Source organism: Sphingomonas sp. CV7422, assembly GCF_027945725.1.
Lineage (GTDB): Bacteria > Pseudomonadota > Alphaproteobacteria > Sphingomonadales > Sphingomonadaceae > Sphingomonas > Sphingomonas kyungheensis.
Map to the genome: position 1 here is coordinate 2,149,516 of NZ_CP115900.1, position 25,909 is coordinate 2,175,424.

Below are 25,909 nucleotides of genomic sequence, written 5' to 3' on the forward strand. Positions count from 1 at the left end.
CACTATGGGCATAAAGTCGTTCCTGACGAGCAAGGCATCCGGCGGTGTCGTCGGCTACCTCACCAAGGGCATCGGTTCGAAGCTGATCGCCTTCGTCGTGCTGATCTTCGTGTTCAAGGCCGCCTTCGCCCTCCTGGGTGAACTGCTTCCTTCCATGAACCTCACGACGATGTTCGACGGTCTGCCCTCGACGTTCCTGTGGGGCTTGTGGTTCGTCGACGCGCCGTTCGCGCTCAACGTGCTGATCCCTGCGTACGCTGTCGCGTTCTTCATCAAGCGCCTGCCGGTGATCGGCTGATGGCCTCGGAGACCATTTTCGCCTACGTCGGCCCGAAGGGTAGCGGCAAGACGCACGAAGGTACGCGTGTCGTTCTGGAGCAGCTTCGCCTCGGCCGCTTCGTCGTCGCCGTCATCCCGTCACTCGACGTCAACCGCGTGGTCGAGCTGCTTGACGACGATACCGTTCGAGATCGTCTTCGCGTCGTCGACTACGACGCCGTCGAGCGGGACGACTTCTTCCCCGATGAGGACCGTATCAAGCTCATCAAGGGCCCTGAAGGCGAGATGATAGCCGGCCCCATGTTCGATGGTCGCGCCTGGCGTGAGACCATTGTCCCGACCGGTGCCGTCGTCGTCATCGACGAGGCCTGGCGCTGGCTGGAATCGACGCAGTCCATCCCGCCTCGCTTCAAGAAGGCTTTGCACATGGCCCGGCACTGGCGGGGTCCTGCCAACTGGCGATCCGCGGAGGACCGCGAGCGGTTCATGGCCGACCCGTGCGGCTCGTGCGAAAACTGCACCGAGGGTCTCGTCCGCCAGTGCGTCGAACTATGGCATCCCGGCAAGGGTGGAGACGTCGCCAAGGGTGGTGACGGGACCGTCCTCGTCTCGATGAACATCCTGCTGCTCACCCAGGACTACAGCTCGCTCAACCGCACCCTGCGGAAGCAGATCGATCAGATCTGCGATATCAAGAGCTACAAGGCCGGAGCCGTCCCCCCGATCATCCAGAAGCTCTTTCCGTTCTGGCGTACCGACGGACGCTACAGCGTCTCGACCTTCGAGGGGCACAAGATCCCCGATCGCCGCTCGAAGGCCTACAACGTCGAACGCAAGGCGTTTGAGATCCTCCCCCACCTCCCCGAGATCCACGGCCTCTTCGAATACGCCGGCGGTCAAGCCTTGGAGCGCGCCGTCGACGATCGCTCGTCCGCGTCGAATGATTCGCGGCTTGGCTACATCAAGTACGCCGCGTTCCTTGCCGTCGTCGCCATCGGTGTCTTCGGATATTGGACCTACACGGGAATTCGAGACATGGTCACGCCCAAGAACGCCGCTGGAGCCCCCGTGGAGGCCGTCGCGTCCTCCACCGCTACATATGCCCCTGCTACAGCGAAAACAGCACCAGCGGCTCCTGTTCGGCAGCGTCGCCCTACCCTCGCGCGGGTCGCAGGTGCCGTAGCGGGCACCACCTTCGTCGTCGATGATGAAGGCAGGCTCCACCCTTCAGACACCCCCCTCGATTTTGACCAAAACGGTCCCCAAGGAGAGTACGATGGCTATCAGGTTTCCCTCTGGTCCGCTCCTGTCCGGGCTTCTGGCAACGGCAGGCGCGGCGGCAACGGCGTCACTGGCCCTGGCGCAGGGATCGGCGACGCAGCCATCCGTTTCGCGGACCCGGATTCAGTCGGCGTCGCTAAACCCCCGCGGAATTGACCTCGTGGGCGTTCAGCTTGCGGATCTCGTCCGCGTCTATCTCGAACGGGTCGATGACCGTTCCTACGTCGCCTGCACCGAACTTGTGGAGGACACCCGTCTCGTGTCGCTGCGTGCCGACCAGCTGAAGGTCGCGAGTGCCATCGAGGGCGTCCTGCGCCGCCACGGCTATGCCTTCACCTCGTCCGGCGGCATCACCTACGTCTGTCCGATCGCCGCTCCCGCCCCCACTGCTCAGGCCTACGATCCAACCGCACCGGGGCCCCTCTCTGGTTCGTCCGACGTCAGCCAGCCAGCGGCGGTCCAGCCACCTATTCGAGAAGTACACGCTGTATTCTCGCGTCCTCAGGGAAACTATGTCGACGTCCTCGCCGCGCAGGGCTTTCAGTACGCCGGCTGCATCGAGACGGACAAGGGAACCCGCGTCGCGATGAAGGGCCAGGGGAGGACGTACACGTTCGATCTTTCGTTGGTTCGGAAGTCCGGCATCAGCCCGATCGTCCAGTGTCGCATCTGAGCAGCGGAGCCGAGCTTGCGAGGCCACGCAGCGCAGGATGCGTCACTGGACCGCATCGGCTTAGCGGCCAGTTCCCCGTCCTCCAAGGAACGACTTGATCGCCGCCAGTTCCTGGGCCTCCTCGCTCGACGCGATGCGTGCCGCCGCCGGCCCCTTTGTCCCCAGTGCCAGACGCGCCAAGGTCGACGGCGTTTTCAGGTACTCGTCGGCGAAGCCCCGGACCTTCGTCATCAACGTCTCGACGACGCTGACCATGCGTTCCAGCTTCTTCTGCAAGATGCCGACTTCCCGGCGCGCGTCGTCCAATTCGCGTTCCTTGACCGCGAGGGCGGTCGACGATGCGTCCTCCTTGCGCCGCAGCATCTCTTCCCGGAGACCCGCGAGACGGATCGCTTCCTCCGCCTCACGATCGGCCCTCGCCTTCACCTCGGATGCATAGTCCCTCGCATCGCGCTTGATGCGCTCCGCCTCCGCTTCTGCGGCCTTCAACACGTCTTCCTGCTTCACGTTCGCCTCCCTCAGCGTTCTCGACAGGTCGGCCTGTTCCGCCTGCCATTCCTTCAACGGCTTGTGGTCGACGGTCCCTGTCGGGCGATCCTCGCCGCGCACCAGGCCGAACCTAGCCATCCTCTTCGCGTACTCCGTCACGATCGCCTTCATGGCGGAAGGTCCGGGTAGGAACTTCTCCGCCGAAAGGCGCCATGCGACCCGCCCCGCGTCCTCGCCCTTCTCGCGCCCGTCGACACGGTGCTGTGCGCACACGACCAGGGCGTGCATGTGGGGCGAGGCCTCGTCGCCATGATAGACGACCGATGCGATCAGGCGGTCGTCGAACCGGGACCGCAGGTACGCCAGCTGCTGCTGCTTCCAAGCCTCGACCATGATCGCCGCCGTCCCGGTCGGTTCCTCGCCACGGACCCAGCCCTGCGCCTCCCACCACTCCGGGGACGCACCCATGAAGACCTCGATCGCGACGTTGCCGTTCTTGCGGATTTTACCGACCTCCAGCGCCTTCAGCACGTCGTCGACGTCGCGCCATGGTTTCTCCGACCCGACGAGGATCTCAACAGGCGGCGCGTTCTTGTCGGCGTTCGGCGTCTTCACGCCGCGGATGTTGTGGAGACCGGCCGATACGAGGTGCCGACCGTGCTTGATCTTGGCGTGGCGGATGATGGCGAAGGCGGTCACAGCCCCATCGCCTTCATCGCTACGTCGAGCCTTTCGCGGACACCCCAGTCGCCGCGATAGATTGCCCTGATGAGCTTCACGTCCCCGACGCCGGCCAGAAGACCAATCATTCCTTTTGCGTCCACGAACCAGAGCGTCAGCTGCACACTCTTCGGCATGTACGGCAGTATCAGCAGATAAGCGGCCAGCATGGCTCTTACTCTCGCAATCGACGTTGCTTCGAGTATAGGCGCTCGACCGAATCTAGTCTTCCCCCCATCCAGTGGAAGTGGGACGAACGGAGTGACAACTCCGTCACTCAGGACGGAATTTCTTCGAAATTCCCCTTCGCCAAGGAGCGCTGCGCCTCCCTGGACCCTCGGCAATCGCCCTAGCGGGCGATCATCATGCCCTCCGACGCCCAGCCATGTGGGGGCGGCGTCTCCGGGCATGATGCAGGTTCACACCGTCGCATCGAGCGACGGCGTGAACGGCCGGCTGCCGCCGACCTGCTATGACCGGCGGATCGCCGTCGGGTTGCTCTCCGCCACGATCGCGCCCCCGCGCTCGATGATCGTCTTCCGCACCGTGTCGACGCCTTCGTACCCGACCTCGAACGCGACGCGGTTGACCTCTTGCGGATGGCCCCCGAACGCCTCGTGCAGGACCGCCAGGAACTCGACCTGATCGATTGTCTGCGGTGCCGGTGCCGGGTTGTTGCGCGGCGACGGTATCGTTGAGGGCATCACATAGATGCACGGCGGCGGGAGCTGGTACGGCCCCACCACCGTCACGCGGGTCGGATCGACCTCGACCTTCGGGCATGGCCGGCCGATCGTGTTGCACACCATGTCCCAGACGATCAGGCCGTCGACACGCTGGTTCCGCGAGATGATCTCTGCCGATAGCCGGGTGTGGATGCCGGACCATACATTGTGCCGTGGGTTGGCACCGGGGTTCGTGCACACCGACCACAGCACGAATTCGTGACAGTGCGGCGGGCGCTCGAAGATGTTCGTGTTGTTCCCGTCGAGGCAACCCTTCAGCTCGATCGCGCAGACACGGCCGGAGGGCATCTCGACCGTGTAGTCATGTCGGTTCGCTTCGCCGGCGGATTCCCAATCGACGATCGCGCCGCGTTCCTGAAGCCAGTTCAGTACCCGCGACGCGAAGTCCCGCTTATCGCGCATCGTCGCCGAAAACTGGCCGCGGATGCGTTCGATCGCGCCTCGGAACAATCCGCTGTCGTAGAACTCCTGCTCGTCGAGGCCGTGGTCCCCCAGCAGGTGCGCCTGGGTCTTCAGGACCTCGGTGAACTGGAGGATTCGCTCGCGAAGCTCTTCATTAGCAGTGCATGGGATGACGCTCATGCAGCCTTCTTCGCGCGTGCCTCCAGCGAATCCAATAGCGGATCGAATATATGTCGCGCGAGATGGTCGACGACGCCGACCGCAACGCCGTCGCCGATCAGGTGATACGCCTCGTTGTACGCGTCCGGCAGGCGATAGCCCTCGGGCAGTCCCATGAGGCGTGCGGCCTCCCGCGGCGTCATCAGGCGCGAGCGCATGCGTTGACCCTTCACCTCGATCACGATCTGTCGGCTCGATCCGCCCGACGGTGTTCGAAGGCAGCCTGCGATGCCGTCGAACCGGACCTCCGTCCTGACCGTCTTCACGCCCTTCTGAACACGCGTCCGACGGTACGCCGTGCCGTAGATCGTCGCGCCGGCCTTGCGTGCCTTGGCGACCTTGGTCTTGTTCAGCTCGCTCATCCGCTCGATCAGTGTCGCCGTCTCCGCCTCGCTGTGCCACGCTACGCCGACCGGATCGTCCTCGATCACCTCTGCCAACGTCACCGGCGTGGCGGTTGGCGCAGGGACCGCCCAGTTGATCCATGCGTCGACGACGCGCTGCAGGTCGGGCTGATCGACTGCCGCAGCGACGAGGCGATCGTGCGCCGCCGCTACTCGCCCGTCGATGCCGGCCAGCGATCCCGACGCCTCGATCAGCTCGTCCGGGATCACGACGTCGGACAGGACCGCGATGATGAACATGCGAGGGCGGGACTGCGGCACGAACTGCACCGCGTCGATCACGCGGGCACCCACCCGATAGCCAGCGTCGACCAGGGCGAGGCACAGTGCCTCGAAGTCCTTGCCGCCGTGCGAGGTCAGGGTCGCGGCAACGTTCTCCAGCGCTACGATCGTCGGTGCGCGCTTCTCTGCGCCGAGGCGCTCCATCAGTCGCCAGAACGGCCAGAAGACGCCGCTGCGCTCACCACGGAGACCGGCACCGCCACCGGCGAGGGACAGGTCCTGACATGGGAATGAGGCCCAGACGAGATCCGCTGCGCCCGGCAGATCGGCCGGGGTCAGGGTCTTCACGTCGGCGGGCTTCATCGCGCCCTTGCCCCAGTTGTCGTCGTAAGTCGCGGCCTTCTTCAGGTCGATGTCGTTGGCGAACAGGCACTTCCACCCGTTGCCCAGGCCGGCGCGTGCCATCCCGGCACCCGCGAAGAACTCGTAGAATCGTCCCGTCATGCGACCGTGTTATCGTGGAACGGGAGTGGAACGTCGAGCGGAAGTTGCATCGGTTCGGCGCCTATCACGCACGGGTCGGCGCCGCGTGTGCCGCTTCAAGCTCGGCGAGCCAGCGCAACGCCTCCATCGCGTCCATGTGACCCGCCTCGACCATGCGAGCGGCGACCCCACCGGCCCTTTCAGGATGTTGAAGCGCGTGGTTCTCAAACGCGATCATCCCGAACGCCGCCTCGAAGCCCATCCAGGTCTCCTCGCTGAAGGTACGGATCATCGCTTCGCCTCCGTTTCATCCAGCACGTCGATCGCCTCGTCGTGCCCCGCGGGCTCCTGCATCCTCGCCGCGACGGCCCTGATGTCATCGCGACGGCTTTCGTGGACGTACACCTGCACCTGGACGAGCCCCGCCTCCTTGCGCCTGCGGCGGAGCTCGGCCTGGTAATCGGCGTTCCTCGAATGGCTCATGCCGCCACGCGCTCCCCGAACAGCGCGTCATAGTCGTCGAGGAAGGCGTCGATCGCCGTCACGTCGTTCGCGGGGTGGGCGCAACCACAAGGCGCGGGGGCAGCGTCGCGGGCGTCGAAGACGACCCACTTGCCGCAGCAAGCCGGTGCGGCTTCGTCCGCGACGACCTCACCCTGGCGGAGAGCGCGCATCGCCTCGGTGACCCGATCGATAGCTTCACCGGGCTTCCGATCATGCGGTGCCGCATGGGTGAAGCCGTACGACACCACCGGGGCTGCGTCCTCGACGACGACGTCATGGTCGACGCCGTCGTCCATGTAGTTGAAATCCATGCACGGGCAGAAGTTCTCAATCCCAGCGCGCGTAGCGAGGAATACCAATTCGCCAAATCCCTGCGCTTCAAGCGTTGCGCGGATCTCATCGAGCGGCGCGCGCATCGGGCTCTTGCCGAGCACCGGGACGTTCATCATCTCCGCGTCGTCGCGTCGGGCGATATAGAGCGTGCCGTTCACGTCGCTGGGCATCGGGAAGCCGATCGTGATATCGATATCCCCCTTCGCGCCGTTGATGTGGATGAACGAGCGGCCGTTGTCCTCCCCATTGCTCTTGTACGCCTCTGTTTCGAAGAAGGACCAGTTGTCGTTCTCTTCGAGCTTCTGAACCTTGCTGCTGATCACGTCGGTCATTGTCTTCACTCCCGTTCTTGATGCCCAATCTTACTAGTAATACGCGTGAATGTCCAGAGGGGTTCCCGAAAAATGCGACGAACCGTTAAATGGGGGGTGAGTTACTCGCCAGTTGTCGACGATCGCCGTCAACAACCTTGCCGCATGTGCATGGTATAGATCCTCGCCGCCCTCAACAGAGCCTCAACCCGGTCCATAAAACTAGAGCCGCGCACGCACCGCTTGTTTTGCCTTCGACCTCTCTCGACTTCGCCGATAAAAAAATATCGCGCGGAGCCTAGTGACTAGTTGACACCCGCCCGATCATGGTCCTTACTAGTTGCGCTGGATCGGCTTTGGTTGGTGCAGGCGTTGTACGAAAGATAGCGGTCAGTGAGCTGACCATGGTCGCATGCTGATTGACCAGCGGGGCAAGGCCCCGTGTCAGCGCCACCATATCGATCGGACGACCCATGTCGCACATCGCCGAAGCGCTCCAGAACATCAGCACGCACCGCGAGGTCGTGCCCGCCTACTTCGTTCGTTCCACGGGAACGTGGATCATCACTGGGCTGAGCAAGACCCATGGTGGTGCCGTCGTCGTCGACGAGCACGGCCGGATCGTCCGCGCCTTCCCGTCGAAGCGCGCGGCTCTCCGCTCCATCGACACCAAGTAAAAAAAGAACCTAGCGGGTTACCCCACTAGGTTCTGAGCGTCGTACGTTCTGATCAACGACAACTTACAAGATCGACGCCCAAAATCAAGTGGTCGCCCGCGCAATTAGCGAGGCAATCATGCACTATTCTGCATTCCGCGCCGTCTACTATCGCGACGGCATGTCCGAGGTTCACAAGCTCATGGACGAGCTTGAGCAGGTCGGACACATCGTCGCGGTCGAGAACGTCGTTCTCGCCACGACCTCGACCGTCGTCGTCAAGTTCGCGGACGGTCGCGTGTCGCGCATCGTCTACAAGAAGACGTTCGCCGACCGCCTGCTGGGGAGGTCGTTCGCATGAGCGCCCTCGAAGATCGCGCCATCGACGCGCACGATCTTGCGCTCGTCCTCGACGGGCTGGAGATCCTTTCGCACCTGCTGTGGACGCGTGTCCCGGCAACCGACGCCTACATGGACCCGCTGGCGGAGGTCGACAGCCTCGTCGAACAGGTCCGCGCCAAGTACGACATCCCCGCCTCGCCGAGCATCTGGAAATGAGCGCGCGTGTCGGGTTCGAGGACGCCGAAACCGTCCTCGCCGCGATGGTCATGGACCCCTGCCACCCGCAGGGCTCCCTCTCGGTAGATGGTATAAAGGAACAGTCCTGCGGAAATGACGCCCGCAAGCCCTGCGGGCATGGGTGGACGTTCGGCGACTGGACCGACGAGGACGGTGTTGAGCAGTGCCATGAGTGCTTCACGGCCGTCGAGAAGCCCGAGGAATCCCGCCGTCGCCTCAACCGTCGCAGGACCGCCGCAGGCCTGCTGCTGCGCTGGAAGTCGCCTGTCGAAGCCTTCGCCGGCAGCGCGCCGGAAGACCGCCACGTCTTGGACGAACGCAACCGTGGCAAGTGGTTCCCGGTGTCCGCCTGCGGCATCGTGCCGTGGGGACCGGGCATGGCGCTGGAACACCGCCTGACCGGACGCGTCGACCGGCTCGGTATCTTCAAGTGTGGCTCGATCTGGACCTGTCCGTGCTGCGCACAGCACGTCGCCGTCGCCCGATCGAAGCAGGTGAAGACGATCATCGAGACCGCCCGTCAGAAGGGCTTCCGCGTCGCCATGGTGACGTACACCGCCCCGCACGACAAGTGCGTCCCCTTGCGCGTGAGCATCGCCCGCGCGCGCGACGCGATGTCTCGCTTCACGACGCATGGCACCCTGCGCGATCGTCGAAAGGGGCTTGGCTATGTCGGACACCTCGTCGCGATGGAGATCACGCTGGCGCTCGACGAGGACCGTCACGACAACGGCTGGCACGTCCACTTCCATGCCATCGAAATCTACGAGGGAGCCGGCGAAACAACCCGCCAAGACGACGCGGCCTGGGCCTTGAAGATGAAGTGCGAGGTGTTCGAGACGTGGAAACGCTGCGTGCTCGCGTCCGGATCGCCCCGTCCGCCGTCCTTCAAGCACGGGCTTGACGTGAAGGTCGTGTGGACCGCAACCGACTATCCGGTGAAGTCCCCGGAGGCCGCCGAGGCGAAGCAGAAGGCGGGTAAGAAGCGCTGGGGTGCCGAGAACGAGATGACGAAGGGCTACCTCAAGGAGCGCAGCGCCGAGGCCAAGTCGAGGATGCCCTTCCAACTCCTCGACACCGGGGAACGTCGTGACGAGGAACTGTTCCTCGAATACGCCAAGGCGACTTTCGGTCGGCGTCAGCTCGAATGGTCAAGGGGCGCGCGCGATATCCGACGCCTGTTCGGTGCCGTCGATGATCGAACTGACGAGCAACTTGTCGTGTCCGACCCGGAGTGGGTTTTCGACGACGAGCCCATCGTCTTGGATGAGGATGGCGACGTGGTCGAACCGGCCCTGCCGGCGAACTTCGTCATCGAACGCGTCGACATCGCCGCTGATGACGCCTGGCGGGCGCGGCGCTACTCGCGCGGATCGCTCGACCGCGCCATTCGCGATGTTGAGGACGCCGAACTGTCGCTATCAGAGGCCCTGCGTCAGCAGGGTTGGCTTCTCACCACCATCTCCGAGTCGTCGACGATCATGGAGCCGACGTACAACGAAGCGACGGGCGAGATGCTGTTCGAGGAGGTGTTCATCTACGCGACCGAAGACGACGACTTCAAGACGGGCATGCATTTTCGCCCGGTTCTTAAGCCGATCCATGTGCCGAAGAAGTCGATCGCGACCTTCCCGGTGCGGACCAGAACGAACAAGGAGAAGTCATGATCGATCAGTCCCGGCGCGTGTTCTCGCGTCGGGACCTAACGACAATCAGTCGAGGAACCCCTCGTCGAACTTGTACCAGAACTCCGAGTCCGGCCCGCGCCCGCCGACATGATCGATCGCCATCGATAGCCCTGCCTTCGTCATCACCTCAACGCGGGTCGGCTCCCGCTTGAACGCCATCGAAGCCGTCAGCTCGTGGACTGCGTCCATGACGCGTGATCGAGCCTCGAACCGGACGTCTTCGTCGATGTCCTGCATCTGGTCGAACATGCCCTCGATTCGCCGTTGATGCTCTGCCGGCGTGACCGCGCCTCTTGCCGCCGTAATCCTCTTCCGCAGCACGACCAGCGCCGCGTCGCACTCGTCCTTTTCCGCCAATAGCCGCGACCATTCGGACTTCGCTTCGTCCCTGCTCGTCTCGACGTACAGCGTCAGTGCCGTCGTGGCCTTCCTCTCGGCCGCGTCGCGCCGTCGGACAGTCTCCGCCTGTTCGACCTCGATCGCCAAGACCTCGCGCCTCGATGCGAAGTGTCCGTCCCCCATCGCCTTCGTCAGGATTGCGTTCAGGATCGCAGTCTCCCAGGCCCCGTAGTGGTAGTGCTGCCCGTTCCCGCAGCCGCGGCCCCGCTGGTAGCTGTCGCACACCAGATAATCCTCGTTCACGCGTTCGCCGTCGGCTCGTACCTTCTCGCCCTTGCCGCGGAAAGTCATCCGGGAGGCGCAGTCGCCGCACTTCGCGATCCCTGAGAAGATGTTGACAAGGCGGCGCCCGCGACCGGCAACGCGACGGGACCGGCCTGCCATCGCTCGCATCGTCCGTGCGTGCAGATCGGCGTCGACGACGGCCGGATAGTAACCGGGGATTGGTTCACCGACCGCCTCGCGCGCGGTGCCACGCGGCTTCCGCCCCGGCTGCATTTCTCCCAGCACTGTCGGCGACGACAGGATCTTCTGGATGTAGCTCGCGTGCCATCCCGATGCCCGGCCGAACGTTGCGACGCCTTCCTGATTAAGACGCCGGGCGATGGTGTGTTTTCCGTGCCCTGCTACCGTCTCCTCGAAGACGCGACGCACGATAGCGGCCCTTTCGGAGATCAGCACGAACGCTGGCGGCGTGCCTTCGAGCCTGACCCAGGCGGGAGCGCGTGAGGTTGCTACAAGCTTTTCACCAGCCGCGAGCCGTTCCCGCTTCACTTTCCATGCTGTTGCGATCTTGTTCGACTTGTTACGAGACTCGTCCTGCGCCAATTCAGATTTGACCAGTATTTTCATCACCTGAAGCATGTCGGGCCTACGCAGGCGTTCGAAAAACTCGTCGCCGTCGACCGTCGCTAAACTCACACCGGCAGACGTCGCCCTCTTGATCCAGGAATATGTCTCGTCGAACCCTTGACGCGATATTCGGTCTAGACGTTCGGTCAGCAGGATGATCCCGTCGGGCCATTCCCCTGCCTCGGCGTCCTCTAAGAACCTCCCCAATTTGCCTGTTGTCACGTTGACGCCGGTGTAGGCCGACACACCGTCGTCAACGATGACGTCCTTGATGGGCCATTTCTTCCCCTGTGCGTGCCCGGTGCACAGTTCCTTCTGTCGAGCCAAGGACGAGCCACGCGCCTGAATGGCGCTCGACCAGCGGATGTAGATGATGCAATCCATGGGGCTCTCCTACACGAGTGTAGCCCTACCGTATCTTAGCAGATTATGCCCGCCCGCCGCGGCGATCTCCAGCGCGCGGCGTGCCGTCTCCTGCCCGCGCACCTGGCGCAGGTCGGGACCGGCGGCGGCGGCGTCGACCTCCCCCGGCGTCGGCGGGGCGAGCCGGCCATGCCCCTTGAGATGGTTGATCAGCGGCAGGAGCGCCGGCGCGGCAAGCAGGTCGAGCGATCCCGCCCACGCCGCCTCCGACCCCTGCGCCGCGGGGCAGATCAACCCCTTGCCCTCGCCATTGGCGTGGATCGCGGCGAGCAGCACGCCCGGCGACGGCGCGATCCGCCCGTCGAGCGCCAGTTCGCCGACCACCACGTAGTCGGCGAGCAGCGTGACGTCGATCACCGCCATCGCGGCGAGCAACGCGAGGGCGATCGGCAGGTCGAAATGCGATCCCTCCTTGGGCAGGTCGGCCGGCGACAGATTGACGACGATCCGCTTCGGCGGCAGCGCCAGCCCGAGCGCGGAGATCGCCGCGCGCACCCGCTCGCGGCTTTCGGTCACCGCCTTGTCGCCGAGCCCGACGACGTAGAAGCCGGGCACGCCGGGGACGAGCTGCACCTGCACCTCGACCCCGCGCGCCTCCAGCCCGAGATATGCCACCGTCTGCACGATCGCCGCCATCCGCTCACCCCCTGCCCTTCCACCATAGCGGCGTCGCGGGGCGCGACGGTGCGGCGCACAAGGATCGCCGCACCGTCTTGTTCCGGTAACACACGCTCCCTATCTGGCGGATCATGGCCGAACAAAGCCCGCTCGCGTTGACTTCGTCGGCCCGTCTGGGTAAGCGCGCCACATCAAGGCCGTCCGCGTGGCGGCCCTTTTCTATTCAGACGATCAGGGAATGAATCATGAAGCGGACCTTTCAGCCGAGCAATCTGGTGCGTGCCCGCCGTCACGGCTTCCGCGCCCGCATGGCGACGGTCGGCGGCCGTGCGGTGATCCACGCGCGCCGCGCGCGTGGCCGCAAGAAGCTGTCGGCGTAACCTGCGTGACGGACGTCGGCGCTGCCGACGTCCAGACGTCCGCGGGCGCGGCGGCACACGCCGATGCCACGATCCGGACGTTGACGTTGCGCCGCGACTTCCTCGCGGCCAATGCCGGGCGGCGCGCACCGATGCCGGGCTTCGTCCTGCTCGTGCATGACCGCAAAGACGGCGATCCGACGATGCGCGTCGGCTTTACCGTGACCAAGAAGATCGGCAACGCCGTCGTCCGCAACCGCATGAAACGGCGGCTGCGTGCCTTGGCGCGTGAGCTGTTGCCCGTCGGCGGCATCCGCGGCGCCGACCATGTGCTGATCGGCCGCGATGGCGGCATCGAGCGCGATCACCATCTTCTGAAGGCGGAATTCGGCAAGGCGCTCGGCAAGATCGCCCGCGGCGAGGATGCGCCGGCGCGGCCGCGCGGGCCGCGAAAGCCGCGCCGGTGATCGCGCGGCTGCTGATCTGGGTGGCGCGCGGCTGGCAATTGGGGCCGTCGCTGATCCTGCCGCCCTCCTGCCGGTATCAACCGTCTTGTTCTGCCTATGCAATCACTGCGCTTCGCCGCTATGGCGCGGCAAAGGGCGGCTGGCTGGCGGCGAAGCGGATAGCGCGCTGCCATCCCTGGGGCGGGTGTGGACCCGATCCCGTCCCTTGAGCTACGGGGCTGTACTTTGAACAAAGAACGTCAGAATTTCGTCCTGTTCGCGGTGATCGCGGCGGTGATCCTGTTCGGCTGGCCGCTGATCCAGGGCAAATTCTTCCCCGTCGCCAATCCGCCGGTGACGAAGATCGTCAACGGCAAGTCGGTGCCGGTCACCACCAAGACCGCCGACCCGACCGCCGACGCCCCCGCCGCGACGCGCAGCCGCCAGGCGGTGCTCGCCGAATCGCCGCGCGTGCGGATCCAGACGCCGACCTTGCAGGGCTCGATCAACCTCAAGGGCGCGCGGATCGATGATCTCGTGCTGGTCAAATACAAGGAAACGATCACCAAGGATTCGCCGCCGATCCGGCTGCTGTCCCCCGCCGGCGCGCCGGAGGCCTATTTCGCCGGCTTCGGCTGGCGCGACGACGGGCTGAAGCCGCCCGCCGCGGATGCGGTGTGGACCGCCTCGTCGCCATTGCTCGCCCCCGGCCGTCCGGTGACGCTGACCGCCGCCAATGCGACCGGCCAGCGCTTCGCGATCGAGCTGTCGGTCGACGATCAATATATGTTCACCGTCAAGCAGACGGTGCAGAATGCGGGCAACGCCCCGGTGCCGGTCGCCCCCTATGGCTATGTCAACCGCGTCGGCGTGTCGAAGGACCCCGGCACCTGGCAGATCCACACCGGCCCGATGTCGGTTCATGGCGGCGGTGCGGATTATAGCACCAAGTTCAAGGACCTCGACAAGGCACCCGAGAAGTTCACGACGACGGGCGGCTGGCTCGGCTTCACCGACAAATATTGGCTGACCGCGCTCGTCCCCGATCAGGCGGCGCAGTTCGACGGCCAGTTCCGCGCCGGCGCCAACACCGCCTATCAGGCGGATTACGCCTTCGCGCCCAAGCTGCTCCCCGCCGGCCGCGCGCTGACCCAGACCAGCCGCTTCTTCGCCGGCGCCAAGGAGGTCAAGGCGCTTCAGCATTACGAGAATGATGCGGGCGTCGCCAAGCTCGACAAGGCGATCGACTGGGGCTGGTTCGAGATCCTCGAAAAGCCGATCTTCACCTATCTCGACTGGCTGTTCCGCATGGTCGGCAATTTCGGCGTCGCGATCATCCTGCTGACGCTCACCATCCGCGGCCTGATGTTCCCGATCGCGCAGCGCCAGTTCGCCAGCATGGCGAAGACGCGCGCGCTCCAGCCCAAGATGAAGGCGATCCAGGAGCGGTATAAGGACGACAAGCCGCGCATGCAGCAGGAGGTGATGGCGCTCTACAAGACGGAGAAGGTCAATCCCGTCGCCGGCTGCCTGCCGACGCTGATCCAGATCCCGATCTTCTACGCGCTATACAAGGTGCTGATGCTGACGATCGAGATGCGGCACCAGCCGTTCGTCGCCTGGATCAAGGATCTCAGCGCGCCCGATCCGCTGACCCCGCTCAACCTGTTCGGCTATCTGCACTTCACCCCGCCGCACATGATCGCGATCGGCGTGGTGCCGATCATCCTCGGCATCTCGATGTACTTCCAGTTCAAGCTCAACCCGGCGCCGATGGACGACACGCAGAAGCAGGTGTTCGCGGTCATCCCCTGGGTGCTGATGTTCGTGATGGCGAGCTATCCGGTCGGCCTGCAGGTCTATTGGATCGCCTCCAACTTCCTCGCGATCCTGCAGCAGCGGGTGCTCTATGCGCGCCACCCCGATCTCAAGATCGCGGCCGCCAAGTGAGCGAGGACGTCATCATCCCCGAGGACGAGGGCTTCTCGCCCGAGCTGCTCGAACGTGCGCGCAAGACCTTCGCCGGGCCGGTGAGCTTCCTCAAATCGGCGCCGGCGCTGGAGCATCTGCCCGCGCCGGTGGTGCCGGAAGTGGCCTTCGCCGGCCGGTCCAACGTCGGCAAATCGTCACTGCTCAACGCGCTGACCGGGCGCAACGGGCTGGCGCGCACCTCGAACACGCCGGGGCGGACGCAGGAGCTCAACTTCTTCGACGTCGGCGCACCGCTTGCGTTCCGGCTGGTCGACATGCCGGGCTATGGCTTCGCCAAGGCCCCCAAGGATGTCGTCAAAAAGTGGCGGTTCCTGGTCAACGATTTCCTGCGCGGGCGCGATACGCTCAAGCGCGCGCTGGTGCTGATCGACTCGCGCCACGGCATCAAGGACGTCGATCGCGAGATCCTCGAAATGCTCGACAAGGCCGCGGTCAGCTACCGCCTCGTCCTCACCAAGGCCGACAAGGTCAAGGCGACCGAACTCGCCGCGGTGACCGACAGCGTCGCGGCGGAAGCGCGCAAGCGCCCGGCCGCGCATCCCGATATCCTCGCGACGTCGAGCGAGGGCGGCATGGGCATCGCCGAATTACGCGCCGCGGTGCTCGAAGCGATCGGCTGATCGGCGCCATTGGTTGCCCGCGGCCGCAAGCCGTTGGGATCGGCCGCCGAATGACGCCTCCTGTCCTATCTCCCCCGCGCCGCGCATATGATGCGGCATGATCCGCCTGCCCTGCCGCCGCGCCGCCACCGGTCGCAAACGGAAACGATCGATGCGGATCGTTTCCGTTAAGGTGTCCAACTTGTCCATGTTCGCCGGTGCGTGGACGGCTGGACCCGTGGCCCGCCCCCGGCTAGGCCCTTGGTCATGAAGCTCATCATCGGCAACAAGGCCTATTCGAGCTGGTCGCTGCGCGGCTGGCTGGCGTGCAAGCAATCCGGCCTCGCCTTCGAAGAGGTGGTCGTGCCGCTCTACGATGCGGCATGGGACCGCCGCCGCGAAGGCGCTGAGTTCGCCCCCTCCTCGGGCAAGGTGCCGATCCTGTGGGATGGCGAGGCGGTGGTATGGGACAGCCTCGCCATCGTCGACTATCTCGCCGACAAGACCGCGCGCGAGCGGTTCTGGCCAACCGACGAGGCGGCGCGGGCGATGGCCCGCTCGATGGCGGCGGAGATGCATTCGAGCTTCACCGCCCTGCGTCGCAAGCATCCGATGAACATCCGCCAGGTCTTCGACGCGCGCCGCCCCGACGACGACGTGGTCGCCGACCTCGCGCGGATCATGGAGCTGTGGGCGCAGGCCCGCGCGCGCTGGGGCGGTGGCGGCGCCTTCCTGTTCGGCGACTTCGGCGCGGCGGACATCATGTACGCGCCGGTGGTGACGCGCATCCTCACCTATAAGCTGCCGATCGCGCGCTTCGCCGCCGGCTATCTCGACGCGATGATCCGCCATCCGTTCATGCAGGACTGGATCGCCGGCGCGCAGGAAGAGGATTGGGTGATCGAGCAGTTCGAGCAGCCCGCGTGACCGACGTCGTCGCGCTCGCACAGGCCTTGTTGCGGGCGGACAGCGTTACGCCGGCGCGCGGGACCGTCTTCGACGTACTCGAAGCCGCGCTGCGCCCGATCGGCTTTGCCGTCGATCGCTTCGTCAGCGGCAGCGCCCCCGACGGGCCGGTCGAGAATATGATCGCGCTGCGCCCCGGCGCGGGCCCGCATCTCGCCTTCGCCGGTCATGTCGACGTCGTGCCGCCGGGCGACGGCTGGACCGGCTCGCCTTGGTCCGGCGAGATCCGCGGCGACCTGCTCTACGGGCGCGGCGCGGTCGATATGAAGGGCGCGGTCGCCGCCTTCGTCGCGGCGGCGGCGCAGGCGCAGGGACCGACGCTCAGCCTGCTGATCACCGGCGACGAGGAAGGGCCGGCGACCTATGGCACGCCGGCGCTGATCGACCGGATGGCGACGCGCGGCATCGCCCCCGACGTCTGCCTCGTCGGCGAACCGACCTCGGTCCGCCAGCTCGGCGACATGATCAAGATCGGTCGCCGTGGATCGGTCAACATCTGGATCAGCGTGCCGGGGCGGCAAGGCCATGTCGCCTATCCGCATCTCGCCGACAATCCGGCGGGCAAGCTCGCGCGTGCGCTCGCGGCGCTTCAGACCTTGGGCCTCGATCACGGCAATGACTGGTTCCAGCCGTCGAACCTCGAGATCACCGACATCCACGTCGGCAATCCGGCGCATAACGTCATCCCGGCGCGTGCCGAGGCGCGGATCAACATCCGCTTCAACGATCTGCAACGCGGCGAGGCGCTGATCGAACGCGTCGCCGCGGTGGTCCGCGAGCATGCGCCCGCGGCAAGCGTGACCGGCAAGGTATCGGGCGAGGCCTTCCTCACCCCGCCGGGGCCGTGGACCGCCGTGGTCAGCGGCGCGGTCGAGGCCAGGACCGGGCTGATCGCCGAACTGTCGACCTCGGGCGGCACCTCCGACGCACGCTTCCTGTCGCGGCTCTGCCCGACGGTCGAGTTCGGGCTGGTCAATGCGACGATGCATCAGGTCGACGAGGCGGTGGCGGTGGCGGACCTCGCCACGCTCACCGCCATCTACGCCGAGGTGATCGCCCGCCTCGCCGCCTAGAGCATCAGCCCCATCGTCTCCTGCGTCCGGCGCAGCATCGGCGCGGCGAGCGCCCGCGCCTTCTCCGCCCCCTGTTCGAGGATCGCGTCGATCGCGGCACGATCGTCGAGCAGCCGCACCATCTCGTCCCGGATCGGCGCGAGCGTCGCCACCGCCAGATCGGCGAGATCGGGCTTGAACACGCCGAAGCCCTTGCCGGCATAGTCGCGCAGCACGTCCGCCGGCTTGCGATCGGCGAGCGCCGCGAAGATCGTCAGCAGATTGCGCGCCTCGGGCCGCTCCGCCAAGGCCTCGATCGTGTCGGGGAGCAGGTCGGGATCGGTCTTTGCCTTGCGGAACTTGTCGGCGATCACCTCGTCGCTGTCGATCAGCTTGACCACCGATTGCTCGGACGGGTTGGACTTGGACATCTTCGCCGACGCATCGCGCAGCGACATGATCCGCGGCGCGTCGGCGCTGACCAGCGGCTCGGGCAGCGTGAACAGGTCGGTCTCGTAATCGGCATTGAACTTGGTCGCGATGTCGCGCGCCAGTTCGAGATGCTGCTTCTGATCCTCGCCGACCGGGACGTGCGTGGTGTTGTAGAGCAGCACGTCCGCCGCCATCAGCACGGGATAGTCGTAGAGGCCGACGCTGGCGCCCTCGCGGTTCTTCCCCGCCTTGTCCTTGAACTGCGTCATGCGGTTGAGCCAGCCGACCCGCGCGACATTGTTGAGCAGCCAGCCGAGCTCGCTATGCGCGGTGACCCGCGCCTGGTTGAACAGGATCGACCGGTCGGGATCGATCCCCGCGGCGACCAGCGTCGCGGTCATCTCGATCGTATTGGCGCGCAGCTCGGCGGGGCTGATCCACTCGGTCAGCCCGTGCAGATCGGCGATGAAGAAGAGCGTCTCGCCCCCCTCCGCCTGGATGTCGTCCTGCTGCACCACCCACTGCTTCACCGCGCCGAGGTAATTGCCGAGGTGGAGGTTGCCGGTGGGCTTGATACCGGACACGACGCGCTTTGTAGTCATGAAGTGGCTCTGCGACGGAGAATGGAACGGAGATCGGAGACGCGAAACGCACCCGTCACGAAACAGGCAAGCCCGTATATCGCGACGCCCGAGCCGACAAGCACGGCAAGGGCAATCGCACGCACGGGCAGCGACCCGACTAGGTAAGGCTCGATCCACGGCGTGACGAGCAGCAAGGCCCCACCCATGAGCAGAGCGGAAAGGCCAAGGCGCGGCACCTTACGTTTCAGCGCGGGATCAAGCGCGAAGTGCCCACGCCGACCAAGCACGACATAGAGCGATACGACGTTGACAGTCGAGGCGATCGCCGTCGCGAGGGGCGGACCAATCTGACCGATATTCCAATGGGCGAGGCCCGGGATTAAAATGAGATTGCCGACGAAGTTTATCGCGACCGAATAAAGCGCCAACCGCACCGGCGTGCGCGTGTCGGCCCGAGCATAGAAGCCGGGCGTCAGCACCTTAACCAGTACATAACTAGGAAGACCCAGGGAGAAGGCGGCAAGTGCCTGTGCCGCGCGAACTGTATCGCCTGCACCGAATGCGCCGTGCTGAAACAAACCGCGGACCAATGGCTCGGCAGCAAATACAAAGGCAGCAGTCGCGGGAAGCGTAAGAAACAGCGCAAGTTCCAGACCGCGGTTCTGCATTTCCATCGCTTCTGCCTCACGCCCCTCGGATAATTGTCGCGAGACGACGGGTAGGAGGATTGTCCCTAATCCTATCCCGATTAATCCGAGTGGCAATTGATTGAGTCGGTCGGCGTAATAGATTGCGGAAATCGATCCGGCCGCAAGCAGATGCCCCGCCAGTGCAGTAGATATGGCGAGATTGATCTGCGCCGCACCCGCGCCTGTTGCCGCCGGGATAATCAGCTTGAGCATCTTCTTGACGTCGTCATCGATACGCGGGCGGCGGAGGCGGAGGCTCACACCGGCGCGGCGGCACGCGAACCACAGCCATGCCAGCTGTAAAGCGCCGCCCGCAGTGACAGAAATCGCTTGCGCCCGCGCGGTCGCGTAAGGATCACCGCCGTGAAAGAAAATAAGTGCTGCGACCATCGCAACGTTAAGCAGAATCGGAGCTGCTGCGTTGACCCAAAATCGGTGCATCGAATTAAGAATGCCGCCGAGTAAGGAAACGAGGCTGATCAGCATCAGATACGGAATAGTAAAGCGCGACAACGTCACGGCGAAGTCAAATTGTTCGGGGGTAGGATGTTGCCGATCGAAGCCGCCTGACAGCCCCCAGGTGATTGGATAGGCGGCCGCCAGCATCAGCAAGGTAAAGCCAAGCAGCACCGGGAAGAGTACGGCTAGCGCCCGTTCGGCAAAATCAATCCCCGCAGCTGTCCCACCGCCCTCTGCGACCTTGCGATTGAACAGCGGGATGAAGGCAGCGGAAAACGCCCCCTCCGCAAAGAGGGCGCGGAACATGTTGGGAAGACGGAAGGCGACAAAAAAAGCGTCGGACGCAAAGCCCGCCCCGACATACGTCGCCTGTAACGTGTCGCGGACGAGCGCGAGCACCCGGCTGGCGAGCGTCAGCCCGCCGACCGAGCCCAAGGCCTTGGTCAGGTTCACGCCGCGACGCCCCCCGCGCGGTGATCAGGCGTGGCCGACCTCGCCGACCGAGAAAGCGCCGCCCTGTTCCGCCTGCTGCAGGTAGAGCTGGCCGAAATCGATCGGCTCGAGCAGCAGCGGCGGGAAGCCGCCGTCGCGGACGCAATCGGCGAGCACGCGGCGCGCGAAGGGGAAGAGCAGCCGCGGCGCTTCGCCGAGCAGGAATGGCTGGATCGCATCGGCGGGAACGTTGCGCAGCCCGAACAGGCCGGCATAGGTCAGGTCGACGATGAACGCGGTCTGGCCCTCGGCCTCCGCCTTGACGTCGATCTTCAGCAGCACTTCGTGCACTTCCTCGCCGACCTGCGCGGTGCCGATGTTGAACTGCACGTCGATCGCCGGCGGATTCGGGTTCTGGAAGATGCCGGGCGCGTTCGGATTCTCGAACGACAGATCCTTGACATATTGCGAGATGAGGCCGGCGGCGGGCGCATCGTCGGCGCCGTTGCTGAGCGGCTGCGTGTCGATCGTGGTGCCGTTGTCCTGGTCGGCCATGAGATGATCCTCAAATGAAACGAAAAGAGGGGGACCGAAGCCCGGGGTCGGGCGTTCGATGCCGATGGCGCCCGCGCTAGCAGCGTGCCGACGCGGTTTCAACGGGCTGGGCGCAAAAGCCTGGCCGATGCGCGGGCAGGTTTGAATCGAAGGGGTTTTGCGCCTATGTATCGGGTTGGATCGGAGGCACGGTGTTCTACGTAGTTCTTCTCGCGATGGTGGCGGCGTTCCTGGCGCTGCGCCTCTACAGCGTGCTCGGCAAGCGCACCGGCCACGAACAGCAGCCGTTGCCGCGGGCCGCCGAGGATCGCCCCGCGGCGATCGCCGCGCCCCCGCGTCCCCTCGATACGACGGTCGAGCAGCGCGAGCCGGTCAACCGGAACATCGATCCGCGCGCCGAGGCGGGGCTGCGGGCGATCATCGCCGGCGAACAGGGCTTCGACGTCAATCAGTTCCTTGCCGGGGCGCAGAGCGCCTATCGCATGACGCTGGAAGCCTATTGGGCGGGCGACGAAGCGACGCTCGCCGAACTTACCGAGCCGGACGTGGCGCATGCCTTTGGCGAGGCGATCGCGGCGCGGCGCGCTGCCGGCGAGACGCTGGAGAACCGGCTCGTCTCGATCGAGCGCGCGGCGATTGCCGATGCGTCGCTCGACGGGCGCGAGGCGCGGATCACCGTCCGCTTCGATGCCGACATCGCTGCGGTGACGCGCGATGCCGAGGGGCACGTCATCGCCGGATCGCTGACCGATGCGGTCGAGACGCATGACGTCTGGACCTTCGCCCGTACGTTGAAAAGCCGCGACCCGAACTGGAAGCTGGCGGATACCGACGAGGCCTGATCGGTCCGATCGGCCCTTGATCGACCCGGGCCGCAGCATGGCAGACTGTTAAAGCTCGCTTCCGGCTGCTTTGGCGTCCGTGTGTCGGAACCAGCTTCGCGGGAGCCGACGCACGTGATCAGTGTCATTTGATCGCCACACTCGATCTTCACGCCGGGTGGGCCGGGACTGACGGGCGTCTGGGGCGGATGTACGGCTCGTATCTGACTCCGCCTGCGCTCCGCAAAACCGGCGCCGCTTGCGATCAGCCGCATAGCCCTTGTCGTCTCCTCCGCGGTTCGGCACAGCCGCATCTTTCCGCAATCACGATGCGGACATACGGGGATGTGCATGACCGGTAACCGCGTAATCGCCAGCATCGCGCTGGCCCTTGCCCTCAGTGCCTGCGGCGGCCGGGTCGTGCCGCTCGCCCCCGGTCATACCCCCGTCGCGCAGCCCGGTCGTCAGCCGGTGCGTCAGCCGGCCAGACCCGCGCCGCGCCCCGGCGCCGGTGCGGGCGCACAGCCGATCGCCAGCGGTCGCGCCTTCGATGGACGCATCCAGCCCGCCTCCCCGCTTCCCGCCGCCCCCGTCGTCGCCAACGCCGGCGCGACCACGGCCGCGACCGCCGGTATCACCGCCGGCCCCGCACTGGCGTCGCTGCCGATCACCGAGGCGCAGGCGGAGGCGGCACGGCAGGCGTTCGTCACCAGCTGCCCCGGCCTGATGCGGCGCACCGATGCCTCCGGCCTGACCCACGGCAGCGACTGGCAGGCGGCCTGCACCGCCGCCGCGAGCGTCCCGCGCGGTGGCGCGCGCGCCTTCTTCGCAAGCTATTTCGAAGCGGTGCAGGTCGGCGACGGCAAGGCCTTCGCCACCGGCTATTACGAGCCGGAGATCGCCGCCTCGCGCGAACGCCGCACCGGCTATAGCGTCCCGATCTACGCGCGGCCCGACGATCTGATCGACGTCGATCTCGGCAAGTTCAGCGATGCGCTCAAAGGCAAGAAGATCCGCGGTCGCGTCGATGGCAGCAACCTCGTCCCCTATTATGATCGTGCGGCGATCGAGGGTGGCGCGCTCGACGGCCGCGCTCCGGTGCTCGCCTGGGGCGCCGACGAGGCAGCGGTGTTCTTTCTCCAGATCCAGGGTTCGGGCCGGCTGCGGCTGCCCGACGGTTCGGTGATGCGCGTCGGCTATGACACGCAGAACGGGCGCGACTATACCGGCATCGGCGCGTTGATGAAGGCACGCGGCCTGCTCCAGCCCGGCCAGACCTCGATGCAGGGCATCGTCGCCTGGCTGCGCGAGCATCCCGCCGAGGGCCGAGCGATCATGCAGGAAAACAAGAGCTTCGTTTTCTTCCGCGAACTGAACACGCCGCCGGTGGGGGCGATGGGCTATGTCGTCAACGGCGGAGTCAGCGCGGCGGCCGACGTCAAATACGTGCCGCTCGGCGCGCCCGTCTTCCTGTCGATGGACCGGCAGGATGCCAGCGGCCTGTGGGTGGCGCAGGATACCGGCGGCGCGATCAAGGGCGCCAACCGCTTCGATACCTATTGGGGCGGCGGCGCGGTGGCGGAGGCGACGGCGGGCGGTATGGCGGCGCGCGGCACCGCCTTCCTGCTGCTGCCGATCGGCACGGTCGCGCGGCTTCAGCCCGATCGCTATACGCCCTATGGATCGGGCAGCGATGCGCCAGCTCAACCCTGACGAAGCCGACCTCTGGGCGCGGGTGATGGCGACGGTGAAGCCGTTGCGCGCCGTCGCGACCCCGGTCCGCCCGGTCGCGCCGCCGCCGCCGACGGCAGCCGCCGCCGCCAAGCCGACCAAGGCCTCCAAGGCGCTGACCCGCGCGATGGCGACGCGCGCGCCGGCGCCGCAACCGCTCGTCGCGTCCCCGCCGCCGCGCCAGAACACGCTCGACGGCAGCTGGGACAAGCGGCTGACCCGCGGTATCGTCAATCCCGACGCCTCGCTCGATCTGCATGGCCATACGTTGAGCTCCGCCTATGCGATGCTCGACGACGGCCTCGGCCGGGCGATCGCGCGCGGCGATCGCGTGCTGCTGCTCGTCACCGGCAAGCCGCCGCGCCCCGAAAGCGAGCGTCCGCACGCCCGCGGCGCGATCCGCGCGGCAATCGCCGACTGGCTCGCCGCCTCCCGCCATGCCGATGCGATCGCCGCCGTCCGCGGCGCGCATCCGCGCCATGGCGGCAAGGGCGCGCTCTATATCGTGCTTCGCAAGGGGCGCTGAGAATTCTTTACGCGTTCGCGCGGAGGCGCGGGGGCGCGGAGAAGCGGCGGTTGAGGAGCTAGTGCGCCCGTCACGACGGGACATGGTGAAGTGCCGCTGTCGCGGCAGGCACTGCCTCCGAGACCTCTGCGCCTTGCCGCGAACCCCAGGCCCGCGTTACGCCTCGAGCTCGCGCATCAGCGTGCGGACGGCTGCATCGATGTCGCGATCCTGATCGCGCAATTCCTCGATCTTGCGCACCGCATGGATCACCGTCGAATGGTCACGACCGCCGAACTTGCGGCCGATCTCGGGGAGCGAGCGCGTCGTCAGCCGCTTGGCGAGGTACATGGCGATCTGGCGTGGGCGCGCCACCGCGCGGCTGCGACGCGCCGAGACGAGGTCGAGCGGCTTGAGCTCGAAATGCTGGCTGACCAGCTTCTGGATCTCGTCGATCGTCACCCGCCGCTGCGCGCCGCGCAGCACCTCGCCCAGCGTCGCCACCGCAAAGTCGAGATCGATGCTGTCGCCGGTCAGCTGCGCATAGGCGACGACGCGGTTGAGCGCGCCTTCCAGCTCGCGGATATTGGCGTGGATGCGTGCCGCGAGCAGGTCGAGCACGTCGTTGGGGACCTTTGCCTCGGGCAGGTCTGCAAGTTTCCTGTCCAGTATCGTGCGGCGCAACGTCAGGTCGGGCGCCTTGATGTCGGCGACGAGGCCGACCGACATGCGGCTGACGATTCGCGCCTCGACCCCGTCGAGCGCCTGCGGGCACCGGTCCGCCGAGATGACGAGGCGTTTGCCCGCACTCATGATCTCGTTGACGGTGTGGAAGAACTCCTCCTGCGTTGCGTCCTTGCCGGCGATGAACTGGAGATCGTCGATCAGCAGCAGGTCGGCGCCGCGCAGCCGTTGCTTGAAGCTGTGCGTGTCGCGCGCGCGCATCGCCGCGACGAAGTCGAACATGAAACGCTCGGCCGACATGCAGAGCACGATGGCGTCCGGATGCGCGGCGAGAAAGGCATGGCCGATCGCGTGCATCAGGTGCGTCTTGCCCTGCCCGGTCCCCGAATGGAGGAACAGCGGGCTGAACCGCGGCACGCCCGGCTCGGCGAGCATCCGCGCGGCGTTGAAGGCGACGCGATTGGCCGCGTCGACGACGAAGCGATCGAAGGTGAAGCGCGGATCGAGCGGCGGGCGCTCGGCAGCCGGGCGCGTTGGCGCGGCGGCGGCCACCGGGGCCGCAACCGGCGCGGCGGCGGGAGCGGGAGCCGGCACCGGTGCCGGCGTCTCGGCGACCAGCTTGATCGCCGCGGGCGCGGCGAGCCGCGTCTCGATCGACACGCCGCGCACCTGCGGCAGCAATGCCCGGAATTCGAGCAGCAGCCGGTCGGCATAATGGTTGCGGACCCAGTTGGTCATGAACGCCGAAGGGAGGCCGAGGCGGATCGATTCGGCGTCGCCGTCCTCGATCAGCTCCATCGGCTTCAGCCATTGTTCGAACAGGCGCGCACCGGCCGATTCACGCAGGTTGCTGCGGACACGGGTCCAGGCGCGATGCGCCTCGCTCTCCGTCACCGCCACTGCCTGCCGATCGTTCAATGCATACCCCTTCGTTGCCGAAAGCGACGCATGTCGCCCGGCGGCCGTATTCAAGACAGACAAATCCCCCTGACGGCCAACGGCCGTTCGGCATGCCCACGCTGTTCAGGTCCCCGCCGGCGATGAATATCGCTGCGGTGGAGCGGAGTTATGAGGCCTGGGGCGAGTCGATCAACCCCTCGCCGGGTCACATTGGTGAAATAAACGGGATTGACAGCCCCTGCCCCGCAGAAACGCGTCCGGGAAAATGACAAGTGCTTGTTATTGCTCGATTTTTCGGGCGGACCGCGCGGAAGGGCGCAAATCCGCGGCACTCGAATCGCGGGAAGTCCGTGCTTTCCGTTTTCGTTCCCGATCGACCCGAAATCGACATCAAAAAACCCGCCGGGACGCGTGTCCCGACG

29 protein-coding genes and 1 pseudogene are annotated in these 25,909 nt (G+C 65.9%); 17 read left to right on the top strand and 13 right to left on the bottom strand.

The features are described 5' to 3' along the window. The first annotated feature begins 4 nt into the window (after positions 1-4). From PBN85_RS10445 to PBN85_RS10455, 3 genes are read left to right on the top strand one after another with little or no spacing between them, the layout of a single operon-like run. The gene (locus PBN85_RS10445; protein ID WP_271298913.1) at positions 5-298 is read left to right on the top strand and encodes a hypothetical protein; all 294 of its coding nucleotides are present in this window, start codon (positions 5-7) and stop codon (positions 296-298) included. After that, positions 298-1,716 carry a zonular occludens toxin domain-containing protein gene (locus tag PBN85_RS10450; RefSeq protein WP_271298914.1) on the top strand — a complete coding sequence of 473 codons (1,419 nt, stop codon included), beginning with the start codon at positions 298-300 and terminating at the stop codon, positions 1,714-1,716. The genes PBN85_RS10445 and PBN85_RS10450 overlap by 1 nt, the downstream gene beginning before the upstream one ends. Before the next feature lie 4 nt (positions 1,717-1,720). Further along, positions 1,721-2,233 carry a hypothetical protein gene (locus tag PBN85_RS10455; protein WP_271298915.1) on the top strand — a complete coding sequence of 171 codons (513 nt, stop codon included), beginning with the start codon at positions 1,721-1,723 and terminating at the stop codon, positions 2,231-2,233. Positions 2,234-2,293: 60 nt separating this feature from the next. Here the strand turns inward: PBN85_RS10455 and PBN85_RS10460 are convergent, their stop codons facing one another. From PBN85_RS10460 to PBN85_RS10490, 7 genes are all read right to left on the bottom strand, one after another. Next, positions 2,294-3,421, bottom strand: coding sequence for a plasmid recombination protein (locus PBN85_RS10460; protein WP_271298916.1), 1,128 nt, complete (start codon positions 3,419-3,421; stop codon positions 2,294-2,296). Next, positions 3,418-3,612, bottom strand: a complete 195-nt coding sequence (locus PBN85_RS10465) for a hypothetical protein (RefSeq protein ID WP_271298917.1) — start codon at positions 3,610-3,612, stop codon at positions 3,418-3,420. The genes PBN85_RS10460 and PBN85_RS10465 overlap by 4 nt, the downstream gene beginning before the upstream one ends. Positions 3,613-3,912: 300 nt before the next feature. After that, on the bottom strand, positions 3,913-4,770 hold the full coding sequence (locus PBN85_RS10470) for a hypothetical protein (RefSeq protein WP_271298918.1): 858 nt from the start codon (positions 4,768-4,770) through the stop codon (positions 3,913-3,915). Next, the gene (locus PBN85_RS10475) at positions 4,767-5,939 is read right to left on the bottom strand and encodes a DNA cytosine methyltransferase (protein ID WP_271298919.1); all 1,173 of its coding nucleotides are present in this window, start codon (positions 5,937-5,939) and stop codon (positions 4,767-4,769) included. The genes PBN85_RS10470 and PBN85_RS10475 overlap by 4 nt, the downstream gene beginning before the upstream one ends. A gap of 64 nt (positions 5,940-6,003) precedes the next feature. Next, a complete protein-coding gene (locus PBN85_RS10480; RefSeq protein ID WP_271298920.1) occupies positions 6,004-6,210 on the bottom strand; it encodes a hypothetical protein in 207 nt (68 codons plus the stop codon). Further along, positions 6,207-6,401: a hypothetical protein gene (locus tag PBN85_RS10485; RefSeq protein ID WP_271298921.1), complete on the bottom strand. Its 195-nt coding sequence runs from the start codon at positions 6,399-6,401 to the stop codon at positions 6,207-6,209. Before PBN85_RS10485 ends, PBN85_RS10480 begins: the two co-directional genes overlap by 4 nt. Continuing rightward, entirely contained in the window at positions 6,398-7,087 is a 690-nt protein-coding gene (locus PBN85_RS10490; RefSeq protein ID WP_271298922.1) for a hypothetical protein, read from the bottom strand. Before PBN85_RS10490 ends, PBN85_RS10485 begins: the two co-directional genes overlap by 4 nt. 452 nt (positions 7,088-7,539) lie before the next feature. Between PBN85_RS10490 and PBN85_RS10495 the strand changes: the two genes are divergently transcribed. From PBN85_RS10495 to PBN85_RS10510, 4 genes are all read left to right on the top strand, one after another. After that, a complete protein-coding gene (locus tag PBN85_RS10495) occupies positions 7,540-7,743 on the top strand; it encodes a hypothetical protein (RefSeq protein ID WP_271298923.1) in 204 nt (67 codons plus the stop codon). Between the two features lie 160 nt (positions 7,744-7,903). Then, complete coding sequence (locus tag PBN85_RS10500) at positions 7,904-8,083, top strand: hypothetical protein (protein WP_271298924.1); 180 nt, start codon at positions 7,904-7,906, stop codon at positions 8,081-8,083. Beyond that, positions 8,080-8,280, top strand: coding sequence for a hypothetical protein (locus PBN85_RS10505; protein WP_271298925.1), 201 nt, complete (start codon positions 8,080-8,082; stop codon positions 8,278-8,280). The genes PBN85_RS10500 and PBN85_RS10505 overlap by 4 nt, the downstream gene beginning before the upstream one ends. Beyond that, positions 8,277-9,968, top strand: a complete 1,692-nt coding sequence (locus PBN85_RS10510) for a hypothetical protein (protein WP_271298926.1) — start codon at positions 8,277-8,279, stop codon at positions 9,966-9,968. The genes PBN85_RS10505 and PBN85_RS10510 overlap by 4 nt, the downstream gene beginning before the upstream one ends. Before the next feature lie 45 nt (positions 9,969-10,013). Here PBN85_RS10510 and PBN85_RS10515 read toward each other — a convergent pair whose 3' ends face one another. Together PBN85_RS10515 and PBN85_RS10520 are read right to left on the bottom strand one after the other, a co-directional pair. Beyond that, positions 10,014-11,624 carry a recombinase family protein gene (locus tag PBN85_RS10515; RefSeq protein WP_271298927.1) on the bottom strand — a complete coding sequence of 537 codons (1,611 nt, stop codon included), beginning with the start codon at positions 11,622-11,624 and terminating at the stop codon, positions 10,014-10,016. Positions 11,625-11,651: 27 nt separating this feature from the next. Further along, positions 11,652-12,299: pseudogene (locus PBN85_RS10520) on the bottom strand (magnesium chelatase domain-containing protein); the annotation flags it as partial. 227 nt (positions 12,300-12,526) lie between these two features. Here PBN85_RS10520 and rpmH point away from each other — a divergent pair. From rpmH to dapE, 7 genes are all read left to right on the top strand, one after another. After that, positions 12,527-12,661, top strand: a complete 135-nt coding sequence (rpmH, locus tag PBN85_RS10525) for a 50S ribosomal protein L34 (protein ID WP_031393806.1) — start codon at positions 12,527-12,529, stop codon at positions 12,659-12,661. 5 nt (positions 12,662-12,666) lie between these two features. Further along, the gene (rnpA, locus tag PBN85_RS10530) at positions 12,667-13,107 is read left to right on the top strand and encodes a ribonuclease P protein component (protein WP_268747116.1); all 441 of its coding nucleotides are present in this window, start codon (positions 12,667-12,669) and stop codon (positions 13,105-13,107) included. After that, on the top strand, positions 13,104-13,316 hold the full coding sequence (gene yidD / locus PBN85_RS10535; protein ID WP_081793046.1) for a membrane protein insertion efficiency factor YidD: 213 nt from the start codon (positions 13,104-13,106) through the stop codon (positions 13,314-13,316). The genes rnpA and yidD overlap by 4 nt, the downstream gene beginning before the upstream one ends. Positions 13,317-13,332: 16 nt before the next feature. Next, positions 13,333-15,036 carry a membrane protein insertase YidC gene (gene yidC, locus PBN85_RS10540; protein WP_271298928.1) on the top strand — a complete coding sequence of 568 codons (1,704 nt, stop codon included), beginning with the start codon at positions 13,333-13,335 and terminating at the stop codon, positions 15,034-15,036. Next, a complete protein-coding gene (yihA, locus tag PBN85_RS10545) occupies positions 15,033-15,698 on the top strand; it encodes a ribosome biogenesis GTP-binding protein YihA/YsxC (protein ID WP_051583435.1) in 666 nt (221 codons plus the stop codon). The genes yidC and yihA overlap by 4 nt, the downstream gene beginning before the upstream one ends. 246 nt (positions 15,699-15,944) lie before the next feature. Then, entirely contained in the window at positions 15,945-16,604 is a 660-nt protein-coding gene (locus tag PBN85_RS10550; protein ID WP_271298929.1) for a glutathione S-transferase family protein, read from the top strand. Further along, positions 16,601-17,716 carry a succinyl-diaminopimelate desuccinylase gene (dapE, locus tag PBN85_RS10555; protein ID WP_271298930.1) on the top strand — a complete coding sequence of 372 codons (1,116 nt, stop codon included), beginning with the start codon at positions 16,601-16,603 and terminating at the stop codon, positions 17,714-17,716. The genes PBN85_RS10550 and dapE overlap by 4 nt, the downstream gene beginning before the upstream one ends. On the opposite strand, the gene trpS is transcribed toward dapE, so the two are convergent. Genes trpS through secB form a run of 3 tightly spaced genes read right to left on the bottom strand, consistent with a single transcriptional unit; the run spans position 17,713 to position 20,846 of the window. Continuing rightward, the gene (gene trpS, locus PBN85_RS10560; RefSeq protein WP_271298931.1) at positions 17,713-18,729 is read right to left on the bottom strand and encodes a tryptophan--tRNA ligase; all 1,017 of its coding nucleotides are present in this window, start codon (positions 18,727-18,729) and stop codon (positions 17,713-17,715) included. The two genes, dapE and trpS, sit on opposite strands and share 4 nt — an antisense overlap. Then, entirely contained in the window at positions 18,726-20,312 is a 1,587-nt protein-coding gene (murJ, locus tag PBN85_RS10565) for a murein biosynthesis integral membrane protein MurJ (RefSeq protein ID WP_271298932.1), read from the bottom strand. The genes trpS and murJ overlap by 4 nt, the downstream gene beginning before the upstream one ends. Positions 20,313-20,336: 24 nt before the next feature. After that, on the bottom strand, positions 20,337-20,846 hold the full coding sequence (gene secB, locus PBN85_RS10570; protein WP_037534356.1) for a protein-export chaperone SecB: 510 nt from the start codon (positions 20,844-20,846) through the stop codon (positions 20,337-20,339). Positions 20,847-21,037: 191 nt separating this feature from the next. Here secB and PBN85_RS10575 point away from each other — a divergent pair, with 191 nt between their 5' ends. From PBN85_RS10575 to PBN85_RS10585, 3 genes are all read left to right on the top strand, one after another. Beyond that, on the top strand, positions 21,038-21,688 hold the full coding sequence (locus PBN85_RS10575; RefSeq protein WP_271298933.1) for a Tim44/TimA family putative adaptor protein: 651 nt from the start codon (positions 21,038-21,040) through the stop codon (positions 21,686-21,688). Between the two features lie 330 nt (positions 21,689-22,018). After that, the gene (mltA, locus tag PBN85_RS10580) at positions 22,019-23,380 is read left to right on the top strand and encodes a murein transglycosylase A (protein ID WP_271298934.1); all 1,362 of its coding nucleotides are present in this window, start codon (positions 22,019-22,021) and stop codon (positions 23,378-23,380) included. Then, positions 23,361-23,924: a Smr/MutS family protein gene (locus PBN85_RS10585; protein WP_271298935.1), complete on the top strand. Its 564-nt coding sequence runs from the start codon at positions 23,361-23,363 to the stop codon at positions 23,922-23,924. Before mltA ends, PBN85_RS10585 begins: the two co-directional genes overlap by 20 nt. A gap of 156 nt (positions 23,925-24,080) precedes the next feature. Here the strand turns inward: PBN85_RS10585 and dnaA are convergent, their stop codons facing one another. Beyond that, positions 24,081-25,505: a chromosomal replication initiator protein DnaA gene (dnaA, locus tag PBN85_RS10590; RefSeq protein WP_037534839.1), complete on the bottom strand. Its 1,425-nt coding sequence runs from the start codon at positions 25,503-25,505 to the stop codon at positions 24,081-24,083. Positions 25,506-25,909: the final 404 nt, after the last annotated feature.

Coding starts and splice junctions, on each gene's coding strand:
- PBN85_RS10445 (WP_271298913.1), top strand. CDS start 5: ATGGGCATAAAGTCGTTCCTGACGAGCAAGGCATCCGGCGGTGTCGTC.
- PBN85_RS10450 (WP_271298914.1), top strand. CDS start 298: ATGGCCTCGGAGACCATTTTCGCCTACGTCGGCCCGAAGGGTAGCGGC.
- PBN85_RS10465 (WP_271298917.1), bottom strand. CDS start 3,612: ATGCTGGCCGCTTATCTGCTGATACTGCCGTACATGCCGAAGAGTGTG.
- PBN85_RS10470 (WP_271298918.1), bottom strand. CDS start 4,770: ATGAGCGTCATCCCATGCACTGCTAATGAAGAGCTTCGCGAGCGAATC.
- PBN85_RS10475 (WP_271298919.1), bottom strand. CDS start 5,939: ATGACGGGACGATTCTACGAGTTCTTCGCGGGTGCCGGGATGGCACGC.
- PBN85_RS10480 (WP_271298920.1), bottom strand. CDS start 6,210: ATGATCCGTACCTTCAGCGAGGAGACCTGGATGGGCTTCGAGGCGGCG.
- PBN85_RS10485 (WP_271298921.1), bottom strand. CDS start 6,401: ATGAGCCATTCGAGGAACGCCGATTACCAGGCCGAGCTCCGCCGCAGG.
- PBN85_RS10490 (WP_271298922.1), bottom strand. CDS start 7,087: ATGACCGACGTGATCAGCAGCAAGGTTCAGAAGCTCGAAGAGAACGAC.
- PBN85_RS10495 (WP_271298923.1), top strand. CDS start 7,540: ATGTCGCACATCGCCGAAGCGCTCCAGAACATCAGCACGCACCGCGAG.
- PBN85_RS10500 (WP_271298924.1), top strand. CDS start 7,904: ATGTCCGAGGTTCACAAGCTCATGGACGAGCTTGAGCAGGTCGGACAC.
- PBN85_RS10505 (WP_271298925.1), top strand. CDS start 8,080: ATGAGCGCCCTCGAAGATCGCGCCATCGACGCGCACGATCTTGCGCTC.
- PBN85_RS10510 (WP_271298926.1), top strand. CDS start 8,277: ATGAGCGCGCGTGTCGGGTTCGAGGACGCCGAAACCGTCCTCGCCGCG.
- PBN85_RS10515 (WP_271298927.1), bottom strand. CDS start 11,624: ATGGATTGCATCATCTACATCCGCTGGTCGAGCGCCATTCAGGCGCGT.
- rpmH (WP_031393806.1), top strand. CDS start 12,527: ATGAAGCGGACCTTTCAGCCGAGCAATCTGGTGCGTGCCCGCCGTCAC.
- PBN85_RS10550 (WP_271298929.1), top strand. CDS start 15,945: ATGAAGCTCATCATCGGCAACAAGGCCTATTCGAGCTGGTCGCTGCGC.
- trpS (WP_271298931.1), bottom strand. CDS start 18,729: ATGACTACAAAGCGCGTCGTGTCCGGTATCAAGCCCACCGGCAACCTC.
- secB (WP_037534356.1), bottom strand. CDS start 20,846: ATGGCCGACCAGGACAACGGCACCACGATCGACACGCAGCCGCTCAGC.
- mltA (WP_271298934.1), top strand. CDS start 22,019: ATGACCGGTAACCGCGTAATCGCCAGCATCGCGCTGGCCCTTGCCCTC.
- PBN85_RS10585 (WP_271298935.1), top strand. CDS start 23,361: ATGCGCCAGCTCAACCCTGACGAAGCCGACCTCTGGGCGCGGGTGATG.